The organism is Niallia sp. (assembly GCF_031978665.1).
Taxonomy (GTDB): domain Bacteria; phylum Bacillota; class Bacilli; order Bacillales; family Cytobacillaceae; genus Niallia.
The window spans coordinates 5,665-29,811 of sequence record NZ_DALZDK010000030.1; the positions used below are offsets into that span (position 1 = coordinate 5,665).

The 24,147-nt window shown below is 33.1% G+C and carries 32 protein-coding genes and 1 pseudogene; 8 read left to right on the forward strand and 25 right to left on the reverse strand.

What is annotated here, in order from left to right; all coding sequences use genetic code 11:
• Together nadC and nadB are read right to left on the reverse strand one after the other, a co-directional pair.
• A partial coding sequence (gene nadC / locus RTL21_RS16040) for a carboxylating nicotinate-nucleotide diphosphorylase (RefSeq protein ID WP_312097200.1) occupies positions 1–813 on the reverse strand: 813 nt, incomplete at its 3' end.
• Positions 767–2,362 (reverse strand): L-aspartate oxidase, encoded by a 1,596-nt coding sequence (nadB, locus tag RTL21_RS16045; RefSeq protein WP_312097201.1) that lies wholly within the window; start codon positions 2,360–2,362, stop codon positions 767–769. The genes nadB and nadC, both read right to left, overlap by 47 nt.
• A 181-nt stretch (positions 2,363–2,543) precedes the next feature.
• Here nadB and RTL21_RS16050 point away from each other — a divergent pair, with 181 nt between their 5' ends.
• Positions 2,544–3,680, forward strand: a complete 1,137-nt coding sequence (locus RTL21_RS16050) for an IscS subfamily cysteine desulfurase (protein WP_312097203.1) — start codon at positions 2,544–2,546, stop codon at positions 3,678–3,680.
• 126 nt (positions 3,681–3,806) lie between these two features.
• Here the strand turns inward: RTL21_RS16050 and paiA are convergent, their stop codons facing one another.
• The 10 genes from paiA to RTL21_RS16100 all read right to left on the reverse strand — a co-directional run bounded on the left by paiA (position 3,807) and on the right by RTL21_RS16100 (position 11,656).
• A complete protein-coding gene (gene paiA, locus RTL21_RS16055; protein ID WP_312097204.1) occupies positions 3,807–4,322 on the reverse strand; it encodes a spermidine/spermine N(1)-acetyltransferase in 516 nt (171 codons plus the stop codon).
• A gap of 139 nt (positions 4,323–4,461) precedes the next feature.
• On the reverse strand, positions 4,462–4,683 hold the full coding sequence (locus RTL21_RS16060; protein WP_312097205.1) for a hypothetical protein: 222 nt from the start codon (positions 4,681–4,683) through the stop codon (positions 4,462–4,464).
• A 44-nt stretch (positions 4,684–4,727) separates the two neighbouring features.
• Positions 4,728–5,243 (reverse strand): GNAT family N-acetyltransferase, encoded by a 516-nt coding sequence (locus RTL21_RS16065; RefSeq protein WP_312097207.1) that lies wholly within the window; start codon positions 5,241–5,243, stop codon positions 4,728–4,730.
• 23 nt (positions 5,244–5,266) lie between these two features.
• On the reverse strand, positions 5,267–5,704 hold the full coding sequence (locus RTL21_RS16070; RefSeq protein WP_312097335.1) for a GNAT family N-acetyltransferase: 438 nt from the start codon (positions 5,702–5,704) through the stop codon (positions 5,267–5,269).
• Positions 5,705–6,116: 412 nt separating this feature from the next.
• Positions 6,117–6,431: a hypothetical protein gene (locus RTL21_RS16075; RefSeq protein WP_312097209.1), complete on the reverse strand. Its 315-nt coding sequence runs from the start codon at positions 6,429–6,431 to the stop codon at positions 6,117–6,119.
• A 189-nt stretch (positions 6,432–6,620) separates the two neighbouring features.
• Positions 6,621–7,664 (reverse strand): DUF2332 domain-containing protein, encoded by a 1,044-nt coding sequence (locus RTL21_RS16080; RefSeq protein WP_312097211.1) that lies wholly within the window; start codon positions 7,662–7,664, stop codon positions 6,621–6,623.
• A gap of 49 nt (positions 7,665–7,713) precedes the next feature.
• Entirely contained in the window at positions 7,714–8,559 is an 846-nt protein-coding gene (locus RTL21_RS16085; RefSeq protein ID WP_312097213.1) for an aminoglycoside phosphotransferase family protein, read from the reverse strand.
• 123 nt (positions 8,560–8,682) lie between these two features.
• Complete coding sequence (locus RTL21_RS16090; RefSeq protein WP_312097215.1) at positions 8,683–9,441, reverse strand: glycoside hydrolase family 25 protein; 759 nt, start codon at positions 9,439–9,441, stop codon at positions 8,683–8,685.
• A 486-nt stretch (positions 9,442–9,927) separates the two neighbouring features.
• A complete protein-coding gene (locus RTL21_RS16095) occupies positions 9,928–11,118 on the reverse strand; it encodes a hypothetical protein (RefSeq protein WP_312097216.1) in 1,191 nt (396 codons plus the stop codon).
• On the reverse strand, positions 11,111–11,656 hold the full coding sequence (locus tag RTL21_RS16100) for a sigma-70 family RNA polymerase sigma factor (protein ID WP_312097217.1): 546 nt from the start codon (positions 11,654–11,656) through the stop codon (positions 11,111–11,113). The genes RTL21_RS16095 and RTL21_RS16100 overlap by 8 nt, the downstream gene beginning before the upstream one ends.
• 262 nt (positions 11,657–11,918) lie before the next feature.
• Between RTL21_RS16100 and RTL21_RS16105 the strand changes: the two genes are divergently transcribed.
• The 4 genes from RTL21_RS16105 (at position 11,919) to RTL21_RS16115 (ending at position 14,031) form a co-directional block, all read left to right on the forward strand.
• Complete coding sequence (locus RTL21_RS16105; protein ID WP_312097219.1) at positions 11,919–12,059, forward strand: hypothetical protein; 141 nt, start codon at positions 11,919–11,921, stop codon at positions 12,057–12,059.
• A gap of 130 nt (positions 12,060–12,189) precedes the next feature.
• Positions 12,190–13,044 (forward strand): alpha/beta fold hydrolase, encoded by an 855-nt coding sequence (locus tag RTL21_RS16110; RefSeq protein ID WP_312097221.1) that lies wholly within the window; start codon positions 12,190–12,192, stop codon positions 13,042–13,044.
• Between the two features lie 110 nt (positions 13,045–13,154).
• Positions 13,155–13,415: a UPF0715 family protein gene (locus RTL21_RS23255; protein ID WP_396954460.1), complete on the forward strand. Its 261-nt coding sequence runs from the start codon at positions 13,155–13,157 to the stop codon at positions 13,413–13,415.
• A 37-nt stretch (positions 13,416–13,452) separates the two neighbouring features.
• A complete protein-coding gene (locus RTL21_RS16115; protein ID WP_312097222.1) occupies positions 13,453–14,031 on the forward strand; it encodes a hypothetical protein in 579 nt (192 codons plus the stop codon).
• Between the two features lie 42 nt (positions 14,032–14,073).
• Here the strand turns inward: RTL21_RS16115 and RTL21_RS16120 are convergent, their stop codons facing one another.
• A complete protein-coding gene (locus tag RTL21_RS16120; RefSeq protein ID WP_312097223.1) occupies positions 14,074–14,307 on the reverse strand; it encodes a hypothetical protein in 234 nt (77 codons plus the stop codon).
• 73 nt (positions 14,308–14,380) lie between these two features.
• Complete coding sequence (locus RTL21_RS16125) at positions 14,381–15,049, reverse strand: HAD family hydrolase (protein ID WP_312097224.1); 669 nt, start codon at positions 15,047–15,049, stop codon at positions 14,381–14,383.
• A 133-nt stretch (positions 15,050–15,182) separates the two neighbouring features.
• Here RTL21_RS16125 and RTL21_RS16130 point away from each other — a divergent pair, with 133 nt between their 5' ends.
• Positions 15,183–15,581 (forward strand): hypothetical protein, encoded by a 399-nt coding sequence (locus tag RTL21_RS16130; RefSeq protein WP_312097226.1) that lies wholly within the window; start codon positions 15,183–15,185, stop codon positions 15,579–15,581.
• Positions 15,582–15,709: 128 nt separating this feature from the next.
• Here the strand turns inward: RTL21_RS16130 and RTL21_RS16135 are convergent, their stop codons facing one another.
• From RTL21_RS16135 to RTL21_RS16145, 3 genes and pseudogenes are all read right to left on the reverse strand, one after another.
• Entirely contained in the window at positions 15,710–16,324 is a 615-nt protein-coding gene (locus tag RTL21_RS16135; protein ID WP_312097228.1) for a LysE family translocator, read from the reverse strand.
• Positions 16,325–16,804 carry an Lrp/AsnC family transcriptional regulator gene (locus tag RTL21_RS16140; protein ID WP_312097229.1) on the reverse strand — a complete coding sequence of 160 codons (480 nt, stop codon included), beginning with the start codon at positions 16,802–16,804 and terminating at the stop codon, positions 16,325–16,327.
• A 268-nt stretch (positions 16,805–17,072) separates the two neighbouring features.
• Positions 17,073–17,334, reverse strand: a pseudogene (locus tag RTL21_RS16145) (HAD hydrolase-like protein); the annotation flags it as partial.
• A gap of 360 nt (positions 17,335–17,694) precedes the next feature.
• On the opposite strand from RTL21_RS16145, the gene RTL21_RS16150 reads away from it, so the two are divergent.
• Positions 17,695–18,153, forward strand: coding sequence for an SRPBCC family protein (locus tag RTL21_RS16150; RefSeq protein WP_312097230.1), 459 nt, complete (start codon positions 17,695–17,697; stop codon positions 18,151–18,153).
• 312 nt (positions 18,154–18,465) lie between these two features.
• Positions 18,466–18,654 carry a DUF3224 domain-containing protein gene (locus RTL21_RS23260; protein WP_396954462.1) on the forward strand — a complete coding sequence of 63 codons (189 nt, stop codon included), beginning with the start codon at positions 18,466–18,468 and terminating at the stop codon, positions 18,652–18,654.
• A 54-nt stretch (positions 18,655–18,708) separates the two neighbouring features.
• Here RTL21_RS23260 and RTL21_RS16160 read toward each other — a convergent pair whose 3' ends face one another.
• From RTL21_RS16160 to RTL21_RS16195, 8 genes are all read right to left on the reverse strand, one after another.
• Positions 18,709–19,125, reverse strand: a complete 417-nt coding sequence (locus RTL21_RS16160; RefSeq protein ID WP_312097233.1) for a hypothetical protein — start codon at positions 19,123–19,125, stop codon at positions 18,709–18,711.
• Between the two features lie 34 nt (positions 19,126–19,159).
• The gene (locus RTL21_RS16165) at positions 19,160–19,348 is read right to left on the reverse strand and encodes a hypothetical protein (RefSeq protein WP_312097235.1); all 189 of its coding nucleotides are present in this window, start codon (positions 19,346–19,348) and stop codon (positions 19,160–19,162) included.
• Positions 19,349–19,977: 629 nt separating this feature from the next.
• The gene (locus RTL21_RS16170; protein WP_312097237.1) at positions 19,978–20,115 is read right to left on the reverse strand and encodes a hypothetical protein; all 138 of its coding nucleotides are present in this window, start codon (positions 20,113–20,115) and stop codon (positions 19,978–19,980) included.
• Positions 20,116–20,346: 231 nt separating this feature from the next.
• The gene (locus RTL21_RS16175; RefSeq protein WP_312097239.1) at positions 20,347–20,937 is read right to left on the reverse strand and encodes a GNAT family N-acetyltransferase; all 591 of its coding nucleotides are present in this window, start codon (positions 20,935–20,937) and stop codon (positions 20,347–20,349) included.
• A gap of 200 nt (positions 20,938–21,137) precedes the next feature.
• Complete coding sequence (locus tag RTL21_RS16180; protein ID WP_312097241.1) at positions 21,138–21,740, reverse strand: hypothetical protein; 603 nt, start codon at positions 21,738–21,740, stop codon at positions 21,138–21,140.
• 120 nt (positions 21,741–21,860) lie between these two features.
• Entirely contained in the window at positions 21,861–22,400 is a 540-nt protein-coding gene (locus RTL21_RS16185) for a P-loop nucleotide/nucleoside kinase family protein (RefSeq protein WP_312097243.1), read from the reverse strand.
• A gap of 127 nt (positions 22,401–22,527) precedes the next feature.
• The gene (locus tag RTL21_RS16190; RefSeq protein WP_312097245.1) at positions 22,528–23,148 is read right to left on the reverse strand and encodes an NUDIX domain-containing protein; all 621 of its coding nucleotides are present in this window, start codon (positions 23,146–23,148) and stop codon (positions 22,528–22,530) included.
• A gap of 225 nt (positions 23,149–23,373) precedes the next feature.
• On the reverse strand, positions 23,374–24,060 hold the full coding sequence (locus tag RTL21_RS16195) for a zinc dependent phospholipase C family protein (RefSeq protein WP_312097247.1): 687 nt from the start codon (positions 24,058–24,060) through the stop codon (positions 23,374–23,376).
• Positions 24,061–24,147: the final 87 nt, after the last annotated feature.

Below are 24,147 nucleotides of genomic sequence, written 5' to 3' on the forward strand. Positions count from 1 at the left end.
TATGTCTAAAGCTTTAACCGAATGCGTCAAGAATCCTAAGGAAATATAGTCCACTCCACACTCCCTGTACGAAGCAAGATTTTCTAAAGTGATTCCACCAGATGCCTCTGTAGTCACTGTTTCTGGTACATGTGGAATCCACTCGACGATTTCTTCAGGCTTTCGATTATCAAACATAATAACATCTGCGCCTGCTGCTAATGCTTCAAGCATTTGTTCCTTTGTTTCTGTTTCGACTTCGACCTTTACCATGTGGCCAATGGTCTTTTTGACTGCTTGAACTGCATTGGCAATCGAACCTGCAAATGCAATATGATTATCTTTAATCATCACGGCATCATACAGCCCAAAGCGATGATTATGCCCACCACCAACGGTTACCGCATATTTTTCCAGCATCCGTAATCCTGGCGTTGTTTTTCTCGTATCACAGATTTTTGTATAGCCGCTATTTAATGTTTTTACTGCTTCACTGGTTTTCGTTGCAATCCCACTCATCCTTTGGACAAGGTTTAAAATAACGCGCTCGCCTTTTAATAGCTCTCGAATATTTCCTCTTGCAGTCGCTAATCTTTGACCACTTTCGATAGATTCTCCATCATGGACGAGCATGTTAACCTCAATTGCTGGATTTAATACATGGAAACCTACTTGAATAATCTCTTCTCCACAAAAAATACCATTGTCTTTTGAAAGAAAAACGATTTCTCCTTGCTGTTCCTTTGGAAAAATAGCATCTGTTGTAACATCTCTTTCGCCAATATCTTCAATAAAGAATGCTTCCAGTTGTTTCTGCAATTTTAATTGGTTCATTTGGCTTCTCCTTTGTAAGTTCTCGTTTAAAGCAAATCGTATTCTTTGCCCATTCATCCTTTTCCGCTGGATAATCAGCGCGGAAGTGGCCACCTCTGCTTTCTTTTCTTTCTAATGCTGATTTTGTAATAAGAAAAGCAGTCATCAGCAGAAAATATTTCTCGATCTCATCGATTGATTTATTTTCTAGAGGGAAAGTCATTCGGTCTGATATCCCAAAACTTTCAAGCCACTGCAAGTGCATGCGTAAGTTTATTTCATTGCGAACAATTCCTACATTTTCCATCATTCGTTTTTGAATCTCTTCTTTTTCCGGAAAAATGGAAGGGAATCCACAATCCTCAATCTCTTTTTCTATAATGTAGCTTTTCGCTTCCATGTTGGGCATTCCCTGAAGGAGTTTTGCTAAGGATTTACCCATATACAAACCCTCTAACAAAGAATTACTTGCAAGGCGATTGGCTCCATGAAATCCAGTACATGCTGCTTCACCAATTGCATAAAGATTTTGAACCGACGTTCTTCCATACAGGTCTGTATCAATGCCTCCCATAAGAAAATGGCTGCCTGGAGCAACGGGAAGTAAACCTTTCTGCAAATCAATGCCTTGTTCTTTACACATTTTTGTTATCGAAGGAAATCTATCTGGAAACTTAGCAATCATCGAAATATCTAAATAGACCTTTTCCCCTTTCGATAAATATTGATAAATTGTCTGCGAAACGATATGGCGTGGAGCTAAATCTTTATAAGGATGTACATTTTCCATTATGTACTCTCCAGATGACGATACTAATCTAGCTCCATCTCCTCTAACTGCTTCTGAAATCAGCCCAACTGTTTTTCCGTTTACGTATAATAATGTAGGGTGGAACTGTATAAATTCCATATCACTAATGGATGCTCCAGCTAAATAAGCAAGGGCAATGCCATCTCCCGTAATGGTGGAAGCACTACTTGTATACGTGTATAGCTTTCCACATCCACCTGTTGCGATAACGGTATGAGCACTAAAAAATTTTGTTTTAGTACCATCTGCCAATATTCCTTTTGCTCCAAAACATTGATTAGTATTAGTATTTACCATTAATTCATAGACAAAAACATTTTCGATGATTTCTATGTTGTTCCCCTTATTTTCTGTAAGAAATTCCATCACCTGTTTTCCAGTTGCATCGCCGCCACTGTGGACAATTCTTTTTTCTGAATGAGCTCCTTCCATTCCTAAGGAAAGATTTCCTATTGAGTCCATGTCAAAAGTACATCCCTCTTGCCATAATTCTTTTATTAAACTCGGTGCTGCACTTGTCATTTCTGCAACTACTTCTGGCTTGTTGTGAAATCGTCCGGCTTCAAGTGTATCGAGTGCGTGCTTTCTATAATCATCTGACTCACCCATACTTGCCGCGATTCCACCTTGTGCTAAATAGGAATTGCTTATTTCAACCTTCGACTTTGTGAGAATAATCACATTAAGGTCAGTCGAAAGTTTTTTAGCTAGTTGTAAACTAGCAATTCCACTGCCAATAATCAATACATCTGCATACATTTTCCGCCCTCCTGTTTTACAGGTGTCTTGACACTTATATTTACATAGATTTAAACTTATGACAAGTGTTTTTTTCATTTAATGTTTTTTTAATGAAGCCCGTTGATTTTAGGAAGGGTAATTATTAAAAAATATGCTATTCATCTTCTCCTACTACTAAAATAAAATGGAGGAATTTCTTATGAAATATTTTGATCATGCAGCTACTACTCCTTTAGATGTTGATGCGGCTAATACTTATATGGAGGTAGCTTGTAAATACTTTGGTAATACGAATAGTCTTCATGATATGGGAGATACGGCAGATAAAATCCTTGAGAATTGTCGGGAGGAATGGGGAAGATTATTAAACGTTGATAAAAATGGGATTTATTTTACAAGTGGAGGCACCGAAAGTAATTTTCTTATCATACAAAGCATATTATCGGCATCAAAAAAAGAAGGAAAGCATCTCGTAACATCAGCGGCAGAGCATGCTTCGATTCATAGTATAATGCACATTTTATTGAAAAAAGGCTATGAAATTACTTATCTCCCATTATTGAAGACTGGTGTAATTGATACACAGCTACTAGAAAAATCTATTCGACCTGATACTATTCTCGTTTCGATACAGCATGTTAATTCTGAAATTGGTGCTATCCAACCAATAAAAGAAATCGGTGCTATATGTAAAAAGAATGATGTCCTGTTTCATAGTGATATGGTGCAAAGTATTGGGAAAATAGACGTTAATGAAGTAACCCAATTTGTCGATGCCTTGTCCATTTCGGGTCATAAATTTTATGGACCAAAAGGTGTTGGTGTTGCCTATATTAACCCAAATACGCCATGGATGCCATTATTAGCGAATGGTAGTCATGAAAATGGCTTTCGTTCTGGGACAGTAAATACAGCTGGGATTGCGAGTATGACAGTTGCTGCGCAAAAAGCGTGCTCTATGATTGGGGAAAACTTAAATAAACTTTCTCATCTACGCAGATTATTTAAAGAAAGGATAAATACGGAGTTTGTCGATATTTTTGAATACAAGGAACAATATCCAGGCATTATCGGCTTGCGTGTTAGAGGAATAGAGGGCCAATGGCTTATGCTCGAATGCAATCGTCAGGGATTCGCCATTTCTACAGGAAGTGCCTGTCAGGTCGGAAAGCAGGCTCCTTCTAAAACAATGAAGGCGTTAGGACTAACAGATGGAGAGGCGAAAGAGTTTATTCGGGTTTCGATGGGGAAAGATAACTCGGAAGAAGAAATCATCGAATTGACAAATGTGTTAAATGATTTATCTGTAACATTAGGAGAAAGGAATGCTATATAAGCTTACATTTTGTGACTTCTTTGAAAGCCTTATTCAGTGTATGGAATAAGGCTTCAGATATGCCTTTTACTATATAAACTTTTTACTTTGAACAAACTATAATAATAGATAATCGATACATAGTAATTAGAGTGTTTTCATCATGATATAGTCTATTTGTTCTTCATCACCCATATAAAAAGAATGTTCTCCCGTTTGAACAAATCCATTTTTTTGATAAAAACCGATCGCCTTTTCATTTTTTTCCCATACACCTAACCAGACCTTCCCTTTGGATTCTTTCTTTGCTATTTCAAAAGCTTTATTTATTAAATATTGCCCGAGTCCTAGTTTCTGAAAATTGCTCTTTATATAGATTCTTTCAATTTCAAGTGAATCTTCTCCCATATTTTCAGATTGCGCATCCTTTATATTGACCTTTAAATATCCAGCTAGTCTCTTATTTAAATAGATAAAATAGAATTGAGAAGAAAGATTGGATAATTCCTTTTCTAGTTGTTTAAGGGTAAACGCTTTTTCCAAATAATCCTTCATATTTTCTGGTGAATTTTGATTTTTAAATGTCTCATCAAATGTTTTATAACTTATATCTTGAAGCTTATGTATATCGTTAATCGTACATTTTTTAAAATAAATATCCATTAACTTATTCCCACTCCCTGACTTCAATAATTCCGCTTATTTCCTCTCTTCACATGCTCCCAGTCTTTTTCAATCCCCATGTGTACGATAGAAAATAAAATTAATTATACCTAGTAGATCAATCACCTAATTTAACAATCTACCATGTTATCCATTTCATATTGTTTTCCAGAAGGAAAAGCTTATGTTTTCCCATCCCAAGTGCATTAATCGCTATTAATTTATAATTCTCTTTAAGCTGTTCCGTTATTTCCATAAAGCTAAGGCTAGTGCTTACCATGTAAACAAAAAATAGTTGGTTTCCCTGTTCTCCCCATTCGTTACATGGGTTTTCACATCTTCTACTATTTGGAAATATCATTTCAAGTAATATACCTCCTTTCCAATACATCACTTCACTTATTTTCATATACTGGTAATTGACCTAACATTTCCCATAATCACATAAGGTGACTCACTTCCACTTGGAGTAAATCGATCTTTTATCACTATCCAACCCAAATTTTGATATAAATGACGAGCAACTTTATTGTTTACTTGAGTGGTTAATACAGCCGTTTTATTGTCTACATCATTTAACAATTCATTAAAAAGCGTTTTTCCGTATCCTTTATTTCGATATAAAGGATGCACCGCCAATTCAACGACTTCAAAACAATCTTTCAGCCATGTTTCATATTCTTTTTGATTAAGTGCTTTAGAAAGCAATTCATGATAATATTGTCCAGGTAAGGATTTATAACCATATGCAAAACCTAGCAGTTTCCCTTCCTCTGAAATAATTATGTAACCTCTAAATTTTTCATATGCGATATGTTTTATCAACCGTTCTTTTAGGGACTTATTCCATATTTGTTTATATAGTTCTTCCATTTTATCTATTATTTCTTCATTTTTCTCTATTTGTATTAGCTGTGCCACTTTATTCCCTCCCAATTATCCTATTAAAGCTTCATCTTTAATCCCTCATGTGTTGCTTGAAAGCCTAAGCGTTCATAAAAACGGAGAGCATCTGGTCTTTGTTTATCTGTCGTAAGCTGGATTAAATGGCAGCCACGGTCTTTTGCACGTTTTATTGCCCAGTTAATCAGTTTGGTTCCTACTCCCTTTCCCCTTACGGAAGAGGCAGTCCTAACTCCTTCGATCGTTGCTCTCCATCCACCTTGATGGGTGATGTATGGAGTAAAGGTAATCTGTTGAACACCAACTACTTCATCATCAACACATGCTACTACTAATTCATTATTTGGGTCTTCGGAAATTGCTTTAAATGCCTCTATGTAGCTGTTGGGCAATGGCTGTTCATAACGCTCCCGCTTACTCCCTAAAACATCGTCTGCAAGCATCGCAACAATTTGATCTAAATCCTGTTCATTCGCCATTCTAAACCTTAATTCTTCCAACCAAATCTCCCCTGTCAAAAAACGGATTCATTTTTTACTCATTCTTCATTCTGTACTTATCCCTCTATTTCCTTTAAAACGAAAAGGATTTTTTGAATAACAGATTTAAATTTCTGTTTTTCAAAAATATACTAACTAATAATGTAAATTGAAACTAATTATTCAAAAAATGAAGGAGAGTGTACATGAAGAATTTATTAATCTGCTCCCGCCAAAAAGGTTGGATGAAATATACACCATTTATGATGATAGCTGCGTCTATCGTATTCTTCTTCTATTTTTTAGCTACAATGAATGCTATTTAATCGGATACCTTCCCTTTTCTTGGCTTAGTGAAAATGAGTCAACAAATTATTCAAAAGCAAAAAAATAGACCAAAAACAATATTGGTCTATTTCCCTAACATTTTCCGATATACAATCAGATTAACGGCATTCAATACGATTGTTACAAGAATAAGAACCGTTGCTGCTACCACCACACCGCCAGTAGTATCCATTAGAGCACTCCAATCCTCAATACTAACTAGATGATAGTTATAGAAAATCTGAAAAAGTAGAGCAATCGTACAAGCACTCATGCTGACAAGACCAATAATTAGCCAATTTCCCTGATTCTCCCTTTTGTTTCGCATTAGATTAGCAGCTGGCAATATCCAAGCAATTAATCCAAGCACTAGGCTGCCAATATTAAGTAAACCTATCATTTATAGAGCCTCCTTTGTTATCTATATTAATCTTAAGCCTAAACCATTTATTAAAAGGTAAATATTTCCTAATGATTCGATTTAATTTTAACATAAATTAACAATTATACACAGATAAATATAACCCCTCATCTTGTCAGCATGACTCTATTACAATGAATTTAAGAAATTAGCTTAACCTATTTAAAATCACTTTTCTACTAACCATTCAAACCATCTACCATGTCCGTCTGTTTCTGCAATCGTATTTTGACTCTTCTTACCAGCCAAATAGTAATCTAAATGTAAGAGTCTATCTTGAATATTATTATAAAGATGAAATACATCTCTTTGTACGCCAATAGCTTCTACTGTTTGTAATAGCTGTAGTTTCACGTCTCTTGGCATTTGATTTGCTACATGGGTATGAAAAATGCAAAGGGCATTGTCCTTTGGAATAGTTTCAGCGTACTGAGATAGTAAGCTTACTCCGTCACCATTGATTAATTTTAAGGAATCCTCTTTGCTGTAATTTACCGCTTTTTCAAACAAGAATAATCTCTCTTTATGTTCTGGCCATATTAATGATTTAAGCCACAATTCCTCGTCTTCATCATGCAAATCTATCGTATGTAAATCAAAACCAATTCTTGTCGTAACTGGTGGTGATGATTTAAGAAGGAATGGCATATTATCTCCTTTTATAGAAGCTGTTATCGGAAGTTCAGAATCTATATTTCCATACCACTCCTCTTTACCGTATGAATAGGAATATTTATCCCAATGAAGCTGCAATCCCGCACTGGTGCCTATTTCGATTAGTGCTAGAGGCTTCTTTGCTAGATCATAAATCGTGCAAAATGTAGGATAAAGGTAAGAGCATCTTCTCACCTCATTCGTTTGAACCAGTTTCGTTTTGAGAATCCATTCAATCTCCTTCTGATAATTCAAGCAAAAATCTTTAAAAACAGGAAACAAATCCTTATATGATTTTGGTGCCCCTACTATACTAGGATAATACTCCTTTAGAGGGTGCTCGATTCCCTTTAGTAAGAGATAGTGGATAGAACCAAATAATAAATTAGGGACAGGCTGCCCATCTCTGGCACTTCTAGCGATATTAAGAAGCGTACTATCCTCAGCCAATTGTTTGGACAAATATTCATAGATTAAGCTTGATCCCTTACATTCCTTTTCTGCAAAGGTTAAAAAGGTTTGAGACAGAACTTCATTCGTACTTACCAACTTAATCATCCCCTTATCTCATTCCACTGAATTATGAAATGGAATGAGATTATCTCTTTTATTTCATAATTATAGTCTTCCAATATTCCCACGCTTTTAAATATGCAGCCAAATCATCTGGGTGATGCTTTACACAAGTCCCGATTCTAAGGTATAAACCAATCAAAACTTGTTCGTAAAAATAGGATTTATGTACATTATCAACTACCAAATGACTTGCTGCTGTATCGATTGTTTCCGTTGTCAAGTCATCTGGGGACGAGCAAAAAGCATAAATCAAATCATAAATAGGATCCCCGATTATAGGAGTTGGATCGATTACACCCGTTAACTTTCCATCATTAAAAATGAAATTATGCACGCCACAATCTCCGTGTATTAAAAATGGTTTGCGCTCATTACTAATCTCTATGACTAGGTTATGTATGAAATGATAATCCTCTCTACTTAATCGGGAACCTAACCATTTATTCGCTACTTCAATTTCAGTCTTAAGAAAACTCCGCCAAGAATCTGTTGGTTCGTCTGCCCATCCCCATCCAATATTCTGGTCGATGGGCATATAATTATTTATAAGTTCTTTCACAAGTTCTTGGAGCATTTCCTTTTTATTTTTTCTAGGATAATGAGTAGAACCATTTATATAGGAATATACGATATACCTATTTGAATGCTCAACGAAAAGTAGTTTAGGTAACATGTTTATTTCTTTATATGTATGAAGAAAATTCGACTCAGATTTAGTAATTAGTGGATCATTTGATTTAACAACATATTTACTTCCATCATTATGTAGAAGATACAACTCACTTACGGTACCACCATTTAATTGTTCATAATCTGTTTGTTTGGATTGAATTATTTTATTTTGTATTAGCTCTTTTATTATCTTTTCTATGTCCATGCTTCTCCCTGCTTTGCTTATTACTTTATGAAGGATAAATCAAGTTTCACAGTAAAGCGATGTTTCTACTTTCTGAGTTTTTAGTATATTTTCACGATAAAACAGCTAGATTCCGATAGGAAATTAATAGCTATATGTATCAAATTTCTCTTTATCCCCAAAAAATACATTGACATCAATAAACTTCTCATCGCCACTATAGCCTTCTAATCTTTCCCGATCAGTGTATTGCCAAAATGTCCAGTTTCTATTATCTGACAAAGTTGGTTTTGTAAAAACATCTCGTATCCAAATATCACATTGTGCAAAGCTATTCTTTATATACAATTCATAGACTTCTTTTGTGGTATATAGTATGACACGCTTTCCGTAATGCTTCTCAAGCATTCCCACCATTGTTTGAAGCTCTTCCTGTACCTTGCTCCGTTTCGGTGGATTTTTTTCTTTATCTCCATAGAACTCCACATCAATTACTGGCGGCAATGCTTGTTTTGTGTTTGGCACATTTTGAATGAAGTTCTTAGCCTGGGATTTCCCTTCACTGTCAAAGCTGAAAAAGTGATAGGCACCAATCCGTAAAGTAGTATTTTCTGCTTCATTCCAATTCTCCACAAAATAGTTATCGACAAAATTACTTCCTTCTGTCGCTTTTATGAAGGCAAAGCTTATATCTTGTTTTGGCAATTCGTCCCATTCTATTTCCCCTTGATAGGAGGAAACATCTACCCCTTTTACCGAATAAAGTTTAATACTGATGGCATTTGGAATGATAATGCCTTCAAACCATAACAGTAGTATGAGGAGTAATGCACATACTAGTAAAAGTAATGGGAGTACAATTGATTTTTGTTTATGCTTTTTTACTTCAACGCTTTTATGCATCTTTTCTTTCACACCAATCTGCATGCCTATTCTTTACATAGCCATATATTTTCTTCTATTTAATTTTTTCTCTTTCTATTTAAAATTCATATTATTTTTTGGAATTTCAACTAATATAAAATCACCTAACACATGAATGACGTCCAATATCACAACAATGGAATCGTCTGTTAAATAAGTAAAAACATTCGAACTACCTATTTTATCTGCTTTAAAAAACTATTTAAAAGTTCCTCATTACTTTGCCGATTTCAAATCTTTAATAGGAAAATCAATGCCAATAAAAACGTAGGAAGTAATTCTTGTTACTCCATTAACTGGTTCAAATACATTCCTTATTGTCATTAATGGATCTACGATCTATTTCTTCCCTGTATCTGTTTCAAGAATCCCTTTGTCAAAATCTAGCAATTCGTTTTTGTCACTCGGCTTTTGAATTTCAAAGTCAATTCTTACATAATTTATTGTCGTGTCTTTCATGCTATCCTAATCAACAAGGCCATCGCCTATATAAGCAAATGTATTTATATCTGCATAAACAATCATATTGTTTGGAATGGATTTACTTTTCGTTGGAAAATCAAGCAAATATACTTCTTTTCCTTCATATGATTTATCATCAACTAGAGACATCATATTCTCAGTAAGAGTAACTTTAGAAATCTTCGCATCTGCCCAAGTACCATTGATCCATTCTTTTTGTTCTGCTGACAATTGCTTCCAAACCATTTCTCGGACATCACCCTTTTTTTTAACCTTCTTATCCTGTAATAAAATATCTACCATTCCGTCTAACTGATTCAACCATTCTGTTCTCTTCTCTTTTTCCTTTTCATTCTCAATTTGTTCAGCCACTTCAGCGATTTCCTTTAACTGTTCTTTTATTGCCGATTCTCCTTCTAATGCAGCATAATGTTTAGCATAAGCCTTTGTTGCATAACCTATATGTTTTTCGTATGCTCCCAGGTCACTATAGGGGTCATAGGTCTCAGCATGAATACTATCTTTTGTGCTAACTAACCAACTTTTCATATCCGAAAATTCCAGTTTTTCAATAATGTCATTTCTTTCATCTACAATTCCAAAGTCTTCAGCTATTATTATCAATTGATTTACTGCTCGCTCTAAATTTAAAGTATCTTCTTCTATTTCATTTTGAGCTGCCTGTTGTAAATTTTTCGATAGTTTGCCTATTTCCTCTAATTTATCTACAATTGTTTTTTCTTTTTGAATAGCAGCGAATTGTTTGGAATTGCTCTCAGCATATTCTCCCACCTCTTGTGCATATTTTTTTCCATTTTGATACCACATATCTGGATTTCTCAGCTTCAAATTTAGTTCATATAAAAAACTCGCTAAATTAGGAACCTGTTGATTTTCTTGTTTGCTGATACTAGTAGTTTCATCTTTTTCTTGTACTTTATCGTTGTCTTGCGCTATTTGATTCCGCTGATTATCAAAGTTTCCTGATTGCTTAAATACGTATCCACCGAGAAAAACAATAAAACAAGCAATCGCAACAAAAGATAGTGCTGGTGCAAAGAAAAAACGATTATTCGTTTTTTTATCGTGAATCACAGCTTTATAAAGTCTTTCTTTATCAGCAGTACTCAATTTCCCATGTTTTAAAACAGTCCTATTCATACTCTCTCTTAAAGATTTCAGCTCGTCACTCATTCCCTTCGCCCCTTTCCATTTTCTTTTGAAGCAGCTTCTTTCCTCGTCTTAACCTAGTTTTAATGGTATCAACATTCAAATGGGTTAAGGCTTCGATTTCTTTCATTTTTAATTGCTCATAATAGAATAAAATAATAATTTCGCGATACTTAGTTGGAAGCGCTAATACCTTTTGAGATAATTCGATGTCCTCTAATTTGTTTAGCGCTTGTTCCTCCGTAGAGAATTCGTTGTTCCCTATCCTTTCTTGCATAAAGTCAGTAGGAAAAAACGAGCGATACCATTTACTTTTCAAATAATCCTTGCATTTATTTCTCGTAATCTTATAAAGCCATGTCTTATAGGAGCTGTCTCCTCTAAAACCCTCTATATTTTCATAGCATTTTATAAATACTTCTTGGGTGATATCTTCTGCTGCTGACCAGTTTTTCACATATGTATAAGCTAACCTTTTAATACTCTCCGCATATAGCTCAATAAGTTCTCTTAATAGCTCCTCTTTACTCGGCGGACTTACTTCCATTTTTCCTAATGACATGGCAACTTTAATCCTCTCCTTTATATTGATTAGCCTATAGACGACTCAGCACAATAATATGTTTCGTTTTTTGTAAATTTCAATAATTTTATTTTTTCGTTTTTTTCAATAGTTTCATCTTATACAAAAATCTACCAAGTGTACATCAACCATTAGTGGGTACCCACCAACATAAATTTCCGATTGTCTTATTGAAAAATATTTATAAACTTTTCTCCTTATGCTAAAATATGGTAATACCTATACAGCTAAGGGGGATGTTATGAAAAGTAAATATATTGCGTTATTATTTATACCTCTCTTGTTAAGTTCCTGCTCGAATAAAACAGATGTTTCCAATCAGCTCGAAATAAATGAAAAGGTCTTAACAGATAAAACGAAAGAAATAGAACAACTACAATAAGTGAATAATCACTTATAATTAGGTACCTTCGACAGATATCCAGCATGATGCTGGGTTTGTGAGATTAGCAGATTAAATACATTCTACCTCTTCATACAGGATTAAACTATTTGATTATAAAGGAGTATTTATGAATAAATGGACTAGAACACTAGTGCATACCTCACGGGGGAATTTTGAAATTTTTATAAAAGGGCAAGGGGAACCTCTTTGTGTTGCCCATCATTATTCAGAATTTAATGAGACAGGGGATTATTTTGCAGAATCCTTTGTCCATACGCATAAAGTATTTCTTGTTAATCTACGAGAGGCAGGTAGCTCCGATAAGGCTACGCAACCGTATGAACTAGGTTTATTAGAGTCTATCTTCGACTTAGAAGCAATACGGGAAGCATTGGGAATTAAAAGATGGAGCTTTGCAGGGCATTCCACTGGGGGCATGTTAGGAGTTGTTTATGGGATATATTGCTCTAACAGTTTGAGCAAACTCGTAATAGTTGGGGCTGCTGCAAGAGAATATATGACATTTTCTCCTGAGTGTATATATAACGAAGAACACCCCTCTTTTAAAAAAATGCAAGATTTGATGGAAATCCTAAAACGTTCTGATTTAACAGTAGAAGTAAAAATGGCATTAACGAAAGAACGAACAAAGTTATCCTTATATGCTCCTGATAGGTATGATGAGTATTTTTCCCTACCTATCGAGAAGAAAATATCCTCCATTAGACTGAACTATTTTAGCCAGGAAGTGCAACTATTTGATGTTACTAGGAAGCTCAAACTGATTTCAACTCCAACTTTAATCATTTGTGGAAAATTTGATGTACAGTGCCCTCTACCCTATTCAATAGAAATGAATGAGTGCATCCCTCATTCCAAATTAATGATATTTAATCAAAGCAATCATTATCCATTTCTAGAAGAAGCTACACGATTTAAAGATGAAATAGAAGCTTTTATGGGAGACTGTGCATGCCATTAAAAACTTTAGATATTGATATGATTGCTCGCTCATTACTTACTTCCCTTATTTCCGCTATTTTCGTTAGTATGCTTCAACTTATTGGTTAACCCTATTTTAGTTTTTTGGGAATGCTAATATTCACTTGCATTTTCTTTTGCTTTTATCTAGTTATAGCCTCACCTCTCCAAATTCTCTTAAATCAAAAGCCGAAGAAATTTAGTATTCTCTACCTTGCTATCTATTGTGTTTTTTCTGGGGTAGTAACAGGCATTGTGGCAATATTTTTTGGTATAAAAAATCCTTTCCATTTTTCAGCATTTTATATCCTATTTATTATGTGCACATTCATTTTTTGGATAGTAGATTCAGTTTTACTTCAAAAAAGATGAATCTACTAAAATATGTTTGTGGAATTAGGAGGACAGGATGAAGAACTCATTACAATTAATAGCAGAAGCATCATATTCATTAAACTTTTTGGTTTATATGCAAAATATCTTTCTCAACCAGAATGAAAATAAGGATGATTGGAAATTCCCCTATCTTCCAACAACTTGCAAGTTTCGAAAGGATTTTTTATTACGGTATTGTGACTTATGGACAAATGTAACAAAACGCATTTCCGAGAGTAGAGATATTGACCAGGATATTTTCTATAATGAAAAACACTTATTTTATCACGAATTGTTCGATGTTAATGACGATAATCTAACTGCATTTAATGAAATATATGTTTCATTTTTCACTTGGTGGACAAGTCTTGCAGGACGATTTTCCATTGAAAGGGCTATGGGCGACCGAGTAGAGAACATCTATCACGATGTAGCAAATATACTATTGGAAGAAAAAATCATCCCAAAAAAGCCGTTGAATATTACCTTTATTTACGATGATTCTATAGTCGAAGATTTACCCCCATTTTCCTATTTTGCTGTATTATCTATAAAAGAGTGTATGATCCGTTATAAAAATGTAGTTACTGGATTAAGTATGTGTATTGATTAATTTCATGGGAAAGCATTCCTTAAGTTTGCTTTCATTTTATCTCTAAATCCCAAAAATCCGCGGCACATGAACTCCCCAGTCAAACAAGATCCCCATTACTGTAAAAACAAAAAATATAACAATGCAAAGGGTTACAAATGCTTTACCAATTCGGTTATCATTTTTATCTTCTCTGTTCTGTTGCACTCTTTCCCTATATAGTTCTTGAACCATTTTTTGCTTTTGCAGTTTCTCTTCCTTGTTTTGATTCATCCCTTTATTCCACTCCTTTTTCAAATCCTTCCTTCAAATAATCCTTCCCTCAATAAGAATTTTCTCGTCATTAAATAGAATTCCATTTGTCTTGCCACTATTTTCCCCTTAACTTTTCCACAATGAAAGGCAATTCACCTAAATCGTCCACAATATACTCTGCCTCGACATTATTCCATTGAAAATCTTTCTTCCAAATGCCTTTCATTCCCACTTTTTCAGCAGCAAGTACATCATTCTCTGGATGGTCTCCTACAAATATAGCTTCATTTGGCGGAACATTCAGTATTTCTAATGCCTTATTAAATATTCTTGGATCCGGCTTTTTAATCCCCTCCCATTCAGATACTAAAATAACATCAAAATATTTTTCTATCCCCAAAGACTTGATATTGTCCATTTGAAACTGCCCATATCCATTTGTAATCATTCCTAATAATAATTTATTGCTCTTTAATTCTTCCAACATCTTAATAAGGTTAGGAAATGGAACACAACTATCTTTAAATTGACTAATATAATCTTGTAAAAGCTCTTCCCACGTTATTTCCTTTATATGAAATTCAGCTACTAATTGTTGGTACACTTTATCTTTCCAAACATAACCGCGCTGATCCAATTCGATAAATCTTGTTATATATGTGTCTTTTGGAATATGGTCAAGCTTTTTATTTAGCCTTTCGTGTTGGCTGTCAACAAACACTTTTACCGATTCATCTCTGTTTAATAGCGTTCCATCTAAATCAAATATTATCGCTTTAACCATGGTTTGTTTTCAATACCCCTAACTAGATAGATTTTTTAAATTTCAGCTTACTCCGCACTCAAATTATACCAAATTTTTCTATATTATTTCGATTAATTTGTTAAAATAGATATTAGAATTGGAGGGCGATAATATGCTTAAAAGGAAAATGGTTGCAGCTATCCTTACTTTTGTCTTATCTGTTTTGGTATTTACTTTATTTCTTCCACTAGACTCATTTTTTTCCGACGCAGTAAATAGAAAAGGGGATTTTACAGAGGATCTTTTAGCTTATTCTTTTTATTTTAGCTTAGGATTATTTCTATATGGCTTTCCAATTTCCATCCTTATAGAAAAAATAACGAGGAAACTCCCTGAAGGAAGACGGTCATTTGCCTTTCTTTTATATGTTTTCTTTGGATTTCTTCCTTTCTTTTTCCTGTGGATTTTCACTATTTACTCCTTAAGCATTTCTATTATGTTCTTTATTATTGATGAAATAATAATGCTGTTGAGAAAAGGTAAAAATGAAAAAATAGCGGAAGTTCGCTGACTTTTCCTTGCCGTTAAAAATATAAGGTTGTTGTGCAAAGGCACCCGTTCGTACAATCTTTCTTGTGAATAAGGAAAAAAACGTGTTTCACTTAATAGAAGCACATCTCATTGAACAGTACTTACTCGTTAACCAATTCCAGCCATCAAACCATATAACCCAAACAATAATAATATTAATCCCGAAATACGATTAACAAAACTTAATGAAAAAATTTTCATTCGGTTTGCAACTATTCCTGCTATGCTACTTAGCAATAGCCACCATAACGCTGAACCTAAAAATACTCCTAACACTAAAATAAAGCCAAGTGCTGTTGTATTATTAGTTGTAATTCCAAGACCTGAAAAAATGGCAATGAATGACAAAATTGTTACTGGGTTAGTTATTGTTAATAAAAAGGTAGATATGTAAGCTGTGAAAGGTTTATTACCCTTTGCTTCAGCTGATTCATTAGAAGGTCTTGAAAAGAATATTTTTATGCCTAAGTAACATAAGAAACTACTACCAATAAAATAAAGCCACAGCTGCTGTCCAATTAAAAAATTTGTAATAAGTGTCAAACCGAGACCAGCAATTAGCCCATATAACCCATCTGCTGTTGCAGCTCCTAAACCAGAGACAAATCCAACGAACCTACCATGCTCAATTGTTCGACGAATACATAAAATTCCAATTGGTCCAACTGGAGCAGCAATACTGAACCCAATAATAAGTCCCTTTATTAACATTTCCCCGAACATTTAATTTTCACCTGTTTTATTAAATTTATCTTTTTGCAGTGGGATTTGAAAAGTTTCTTTCGTTGTATCCATTACAATCGTAGTTCTTGTTCTCAGTACGCCAGCAAGACTTTTAATTTCATAACTTATTACTCTATCTAAATCCTTTGTATTTCGGCAACGAATTTTCAATAAATAATCGTCTTCCCCTGCAATATGATGACATTCTTGCACTTCTTCTAAATCTGTGACAAGTTGTAGAAACTCTTTCCTGTATCTTGGTCTTTCTAATGAAACTGTTACAAATGCAGTGCACTCTGTTCCAACGCTTTCACCATTTACCATTGCCCCAAGCTCTTTAATTACTTTATTGTTAAACAAACGATTAACACGGTCTGCGATTGCTGGAGCAGATAATCCAATTTGAGAAGCTAATTCAGCCCAAGTAACCCTTCCGTTAGTCATTATCGCCTTGATTATTTTATAATCGAAAGAATCCAATCCAATCTTCCTTTCTTTTTAAAGTTTTACTATTATATTATTCATAAAGGAAAATTTCAAACTTTTTTTAAAATTAAATAACAGATATTTTTGTTAAATAAATAACGCCCTAATTAATATTAATTAGAACGCCACTCGTAATTATTTTTCAATTAACCTTCCCCTTCTATCACAAAAAAGCTTCCCTTTATTTTAGAAAAGCACGTCTTAATTTATATATAATTTTTCACAAAGAGGTAATTATTCTTGGTGCACAGTGACGCCCCTATTTAAATTGACTAATATAATCTTGTAAAAGCTCTTCCCACGTTATTTGCTTTATGTCAAATTCATCTACTAACTGTTGGTACACTTTATCCTTCCAAACATAACCGCGCTGATCTAACGATAAATCTTGTTATATATGTATCTTTTGGAATATGGCCAAGCCTTTTATTCAATCTTTCATGTTGTCTATCTACAAACACTTTTACTGATGAATCTCTGTTTAATAAGGTTCCATCAAAATCAAATATAATCGCTTTAATCATTTATGTATCTACTCCCCTTACTAATATATTCAAATATTGAAATTTACCAATTACCATTGCTATGTTATTCACATTCCATTTTACTAAATACTGCACGACCTAGTTTCCACTCTATATTCAGATTATACCAAAAATTTCTAATCTAGCCTGTTTTCCCTTACATAATTTGTTAATACAAAAAAGAATAGTTTGGAGTCGATTACATGATTAAAAGTAGAAGTTGTGCGATAGTGCACACAATAATTGAAGAAGGATTATTTTAATAGAATGGAGAATTGTTATGATAATTTCTTTTAAAAGGATATAATGTTTGTAATAATAGAAGTGCAGTAGTGAAAAATGAAAAAGGGAGAGTACATAATGACGATTCTTAGAGAGGTATCAATTTCAAAAGTAGAAATGCTAATCAGAAAACCTGTTAAAGAGGTATTTGAAGCTTTTATTGACCCTTCACTTACTACGAAATTCTGGTTTACCAAAAGCAGCGGAAAATTGGAAGTGGGAAAACGTATTCGTTGGGATTGGGAAATGTACGGGATTTCTACAGAACTTGATGTAATAGAATTAAAACAAAATAACAGAATTTTCATCAAATTTGAAGATGACACAACCGTGGAGTGGATTTTTACACCCCATGATGAAGAAACTTTTGTCACAATTGTTAATGCAGGATTTAAAGGAAGTTCAAATGAAATAGTTAAACAAGTGATAGATTCAACTGGTGGTTTTACGATTGTTCTGTGTGGTTTAAAGGCACTTCTTGAACATAATATTATCTTGAATCTTGTTTCAGATAGATTTCCTGACGCTCATGTATAAAAGGAAAGAATTATCTTTCCTTTGCTTTTAATTCGGCAAATTGCATGGGCATAGAGAAAATATGGTTTATGGAAACATTGATACATTGGAGGAATGAAATATGAGAAGAAAACAAGCACAATCATCCTTTAAATTAACGGAAGCAAATGAAATACCATATAGTGAAGTTACTGAAGGTCCAAAACTAACGAAGGGAATGTTCGTAATGGAATATAATGGAGAACTTCAAGGAAAAGGTGAGCTACAAGAATTGAAATGCTATTTAACAGATAATCTGCCACCGTTTATGGTTTTGAACGTATTACAGGTAGGATTGGCGATAAATCCGGAAGCTTTGTATTGGAGCACGTTGGGAAGTATGAAAATGGTGTGCTCACTTCCAATAGAACTATTGTGCATGGTTCTGGAACAGGAGAATTAACTGGTATTCAAGGTGAAGTGAATTTTGAGTCTGGTAGTGCCGAAGAATTCAGAATCACTTTTAATTATTATTTTGAATAGAAATTATGTAACTTGTATTATCGGGGACTTTTATTCTTGGTCACAGTGACGCCCCTAGGATATAGTTCTATTCAGGAAGCAGTTATAGCAAGCTGTTTGATTCGGTATAAATAAGGGACCTATTTCTAATATCTCTTTGTTTAAATTTACTCTCAGGTATTTTATTCTGTTTTCTTGCGCTATTTCATTAACAAACTTTAGTTGATTAAAGCTCTCAAATTGGTTTAATACTATCAAGAGATCTATTTTTTCACTAGTTAAACTAATTAATTCATCCACATCAATTATTTCAAATATGCTCTCTAATTGATTTTTTAGTTCTGATACTAGACTATGTTGACCAATAACTCCAACTTTACTTTTTCTAATTCTATTTATATCTTTTGTTATATCACTACCTTTTTTTGTAATTAACAATAGATTTTCCAGATTATCGCCTTTAGTTTCATTTTGTAAAACATTACCATTCACAATGTTCTTTTCTTTTAAAAAATTAATAATTTCCTCAAGATTTTCTAATAACTTCTACAGTATTTATACCATTACAAATGTTTATTACTATAGAGATATCCCTAGCTGACTTACCTGATATACTAAATTCTCTATCTATGGTTGCAATATTAAGTTCTTCTTTACCTTTTAAGTAATCAATCAGCACATCGTTCCTTATTAATATTTGTTTTTCATCAATCATTTTGTATTTCTCCTTTATTCATTAAAATACGAAGAACTTTAAGACCGTCACTTTCACTATTATCTGGGAACTTAAATGGAATTAACGAGAATAATGCTATTAAATATGAGAATACAATAACATTTCGATAATAATCAGCATATTGTTCATTACCAAATATTCATATGAGCGTTCCAGTAAGTAGATTAAATATAATTCCACCCAGATATATCATAATATACTTATATTTCATTTGAATGATAGGTAGTTTCCATTCAATACTTCCCATTATAATAGAATCTCTTTTAATGTAAAATTTCCCTATTTTTATCAGTATATCTCCTTTTCCAAAACCAATTCCTTAAACCTCTCCTCCATAGATTTTAACGAAGAAAGCATGACCAAGTTCATGAATAATAGTAACTAAAATATATGAAATGAAATATAAAATTAAATTTCGAATTATCAATCAACTCCTAACATTTATAATTTTATTAAATTTTCTGAAACAAATCTAGGTCACAGTGCCCCGAAATTTGTCAAAAGTTAATAGAAAGTTAGATTGTGTGTAATAAGAGCCTTTTCCTCTCAAAAAAACAGATTGAAACAAGAAAACACCCTACACCGTCACAAGCAAAAGATTTTCAAGCTTAACTCTTTAACATTCTATTCATTTCTTCATCTGATAGTATTGGGTTATCTTGATTCAAAGCTGCTCTTAATTGATTTTCTTCTTCTGAATCAGTAAATTCATAGTAGTCATCGCTGCCAACATCTTCTACTTCCATCAATAAAAATTTTCTCTTTCCAACTTGGATGTATGAATGACCAGATTGAATTGTTTTTTTTATGTCATCATGACAATTCTTATAGGCTCCATTAACATCAGCAACTTCAATTTATTTAATCTTATAATACATGATGATTTATTCAATGAAATAAAATGCTTGTTCTCAGTTATGCCCATAATAATCTTGTTTCACAGGAAGTTTCAAGAGAGGTTTATTGTGTATAATGACTCACAAACTATCTTTTGATAACAAATTTTCTCTCATCATAATCCAATTTTTCTTCGTTAAAATGTAATGATTTTCAATTAGTTCCTGATTACGCTTTGAAAATAATTTTTTATCATATTTAACTAATTCAAAACCAATACTCTCCATAGATTTGCACGAATTTATATTATCTTTCCATGCCACTGCATGAATTTCCTCAATATCTAAATCAAAAAATGCAAAATCATATATTAGATTTCTGGCTTCTTTTGTATATCCACTTCTCCAATATTGTTTTCCAATACGTTGAGCTTCAGCTGTAATAATCCTCTTCTCTTCAAGTTCGTATGGTGCTATCCAATATGTACCAATAAACTCTTGTGTGTTTGTTTTTATTATTGACCATGAAATCAACCCGTCTAAATCACGATACCTACAAAGAAGTTCAAAAGTTTCTAACTCATTATTAGGTATATCGTTACCTGTCCATAAATGCATATCTGGTTCAAGAAACATCTTATAAAATGATCGGTTATCTATATCAGGCTTTATGTTTCTTAATGTTATTCGTTTTCCTTTTATTGTTGGAGCTTCTTTAAAATGGCTAATCATAAGTACTCCTTTCGCCGTTCTCTTCTTTAACAATCCTGCCCCATTTGTAACATAAGAAAGGTTCTCCTCATGTGCTTAAGAATGCTACCTATTAGTAACAAAAAATATCTACAGTCTATCGCTGTCCAATAAAGTTTACTCTCCTTTTTATCCCCAAAATGAATATGCTACCAATGGCAGCTAGATACTTATAATTTATACTATTTGTCCAAAGTAAAAACGAATTCATGACCAGTTGGCTTTCTATTGAAAGGCTCATTATATTCCTTAAACATTAATTTAATGCTTGACGTATCTTCAGGTAAGGGAGGTGTTACAATGTAATCGAATGATATATGTCCACCAGAACCTCCACCTTGATTGTTTCGACAGTCATATTCCATTCTGCTGTCCTCGATTGAAAGTTCTATAAATGTAAATTGGTGCATATCACCAAGCTTCTCTTCTGAGATGTCCTTATCAATATTTAAGTGTACTAAACTAGCATTCTCATATTGACGAATGAATGGTACTGAATAAAATACATTATTATCTTCAAATGACTTTAAAACTGGTATATTTTTAAGGAATCCTTTTGGTTCTTCTATTGGTTTATACCTATCCTCCCTTGGTAAACGGCTAAAAACATCATTTAAAAAGTCTTCATTCAAATTATATTTTTTAGACCAGATAGCAATATGTTGCGAAGTTGGATCACCAGGATCACTTGAGATTAATTTTCTTTGACTTATTAATTCACATATTTTTTCATCAATTGACTCTACACGTTTATCATAATAGTCAATATATGATTCAATTGTCATTTTTCATCCTCCTATGCTAAAGTATTTTATTTGCAATATAATAACATTATAGGAAATACTTAAATTTATAGTTATTCCTTTTTCCAATAACCTGTCCCTTTAGTTAAAAAAGAGCAGAGATTATATTATTTTATATTTTGGATTGTTTATCATTTCATTTATCACATTAGGAATATCCTCGGTAGAATTTTTACCTGTATCCAAAAAATGCTTTTCTTCTAATTCTGATTCCAAAAACTCATCAAATAAGATTAAACATCTTTCTCCCATTCTATTCTCTGGGTCTCTCATCTTATCTCTTTTAATTAATGTTTCAATATCAGTCCATAAGACCGCATAAATAACTTCAACATTTAATCCTTTTAGATTTTCTTTCAACCATCTTACTTCTTGTGGAAAGCTTACATAATCCACAACGACATCATTTCCATATCTAAGGAAATTTTTTGTTAGACTTAAAATATTATCCCAAATTAAAGTGACTTCCTCTCTTCTTTCCCAAGGTTTTTTTCTTCCATTAATATGCATATGACTTATGTAGTCTCCAGAAATATATGCACTTTGAGCTAAATTTTTGGTAAGTTCTTTTGAAGTTGTTGATTTACCTACACCTGCTGGACCAGATAATATATACACCTTGTTCTCTATACTTTTTTTCATTTAAGTAGAACCTCCTGCCAAAGTAAAGTAGCTATCATTAATTCAATAAAACAGTGATAAATCCTTCTTCCATTAATCTTCTTTAGAAAGAGAAATCCCTTTTATTTGAGGAAAGCACCCATTGCTTTTACAAATTATTCATTTCATTTAAAAAGTAATCAAGCCACTCATTTTGAGGAAAAACAATCTGTGGTAAGTTATCTAATGGAGACCAAAATAATTTAAAGCGGTGATTATCTGTCTCTATTTCCCATTCATCAACTTGACTGTTTGATTGCAGAAGGTAAAATTGTCTTGCTACTTTTGAAGCTAAATTTGATTTTTCCGCCCAACCAGTTATCTGATATGTTATGTAATTGGGGTTTGGAAATTTATCTCCTTCTTTATAAGAAATTTGCACAAAATCTCCTCGACTTCGTTCGTGTAGAACAGTAATACCTCTTCTTATTTCTGCCCATTGTAAACTCGATATATCTGGTCTTGAATATATTTTGGCCTTATCAAAAATTATGTAGGAACCCTCTAAGATTTGTTCCTGCTTTCCAATACTTCTGCATGAAATAAATTCTGTTAGACCTGTTTCTTCAATTGTTTCTCTCATTGCAGCCTTTTGAAAGTCTTCATTTATTTCTACTGTACCCGCTGGTATTTGATTACCTGCAGTTGGATGCTGAATTAAAAGAAGTTCAAGTTTGTTATGTTTTATTCTCGTAATAAAACATGTAACTTTCCCTAATACTTTTTCCATCGTCTCCTCCAAAAAATAGGTTAGCTAATTCTTCACCTAAAACTTCTTTTATATTTAAAAAATTCGATCCATATCCCTGTTTCACTATCCTGCCCGATAGAGACATAAGAAAAGTGCTTCCTTCCATTTAAGAAAAGCACCCTATAGTTTAAGATGACCAAGCATCATTAACTGGTTTCCTTGATGTCTATTCCTAGGAAAATTTATTTACTATTCTAAACCCTGTTATACTATCTCTATCCGCATCCTATCATTTATTAATTCTTTGACCACTTGTACAGTATTTTCTACAAATTTATCGACTTCATTTAACGTAAGATATATAAATTTATGGTCATCATTAATCGTGTTATTATAATAAAAATTAGTGATATTTCTAATCTGTTCAACTGTTTGTCCTTGCGGAAAGAATTCTAGGTATTCTGGAAAATCTGTGATATGTTGAAACTCCGTCCAAAAAATATTATCTTTATGATTTTTAAGATATAAAAAATCTAAACCGTACCAGTCTTTTTTAACGAGAGGAGTATATTCAGGAGTGTTTAATATCTCCTCGAACACCTCTTCTTTTTTCTTTTGATCAGTGAATTCAATCCATTTCTCATCCGTCACCAAATGGATATAATAGCCAAGGTAATAAGAAAATTTATTAATCGAGCTCTCTTTTTCGTTAGAGAGATATTGGTGGTAAAAAGAATCAGAATTGATTTTCCCTTCCATCTCGAAATGAGTAATTTTTTTGGGAGGTGTAGGTTTTCCATCCTCTCCAATCAGTCCACAATCTGGTCCAATATTCCCAACCAAAAAATCTATTTTTGATACAGGATGTCCTGTTTTTAATAATTCTTCAGCAATCCTAAAATGAGTTACCCAAGTAGCCAAATTTTCCACTCCCTTTAAAGGTAATTTCAACTGTTAGTTTTAAACAATTGTTTCAACTAAACCTTATTTATTTAATTGAAAATAGCTCCTTATTCATAGACTATATGAACACAATAT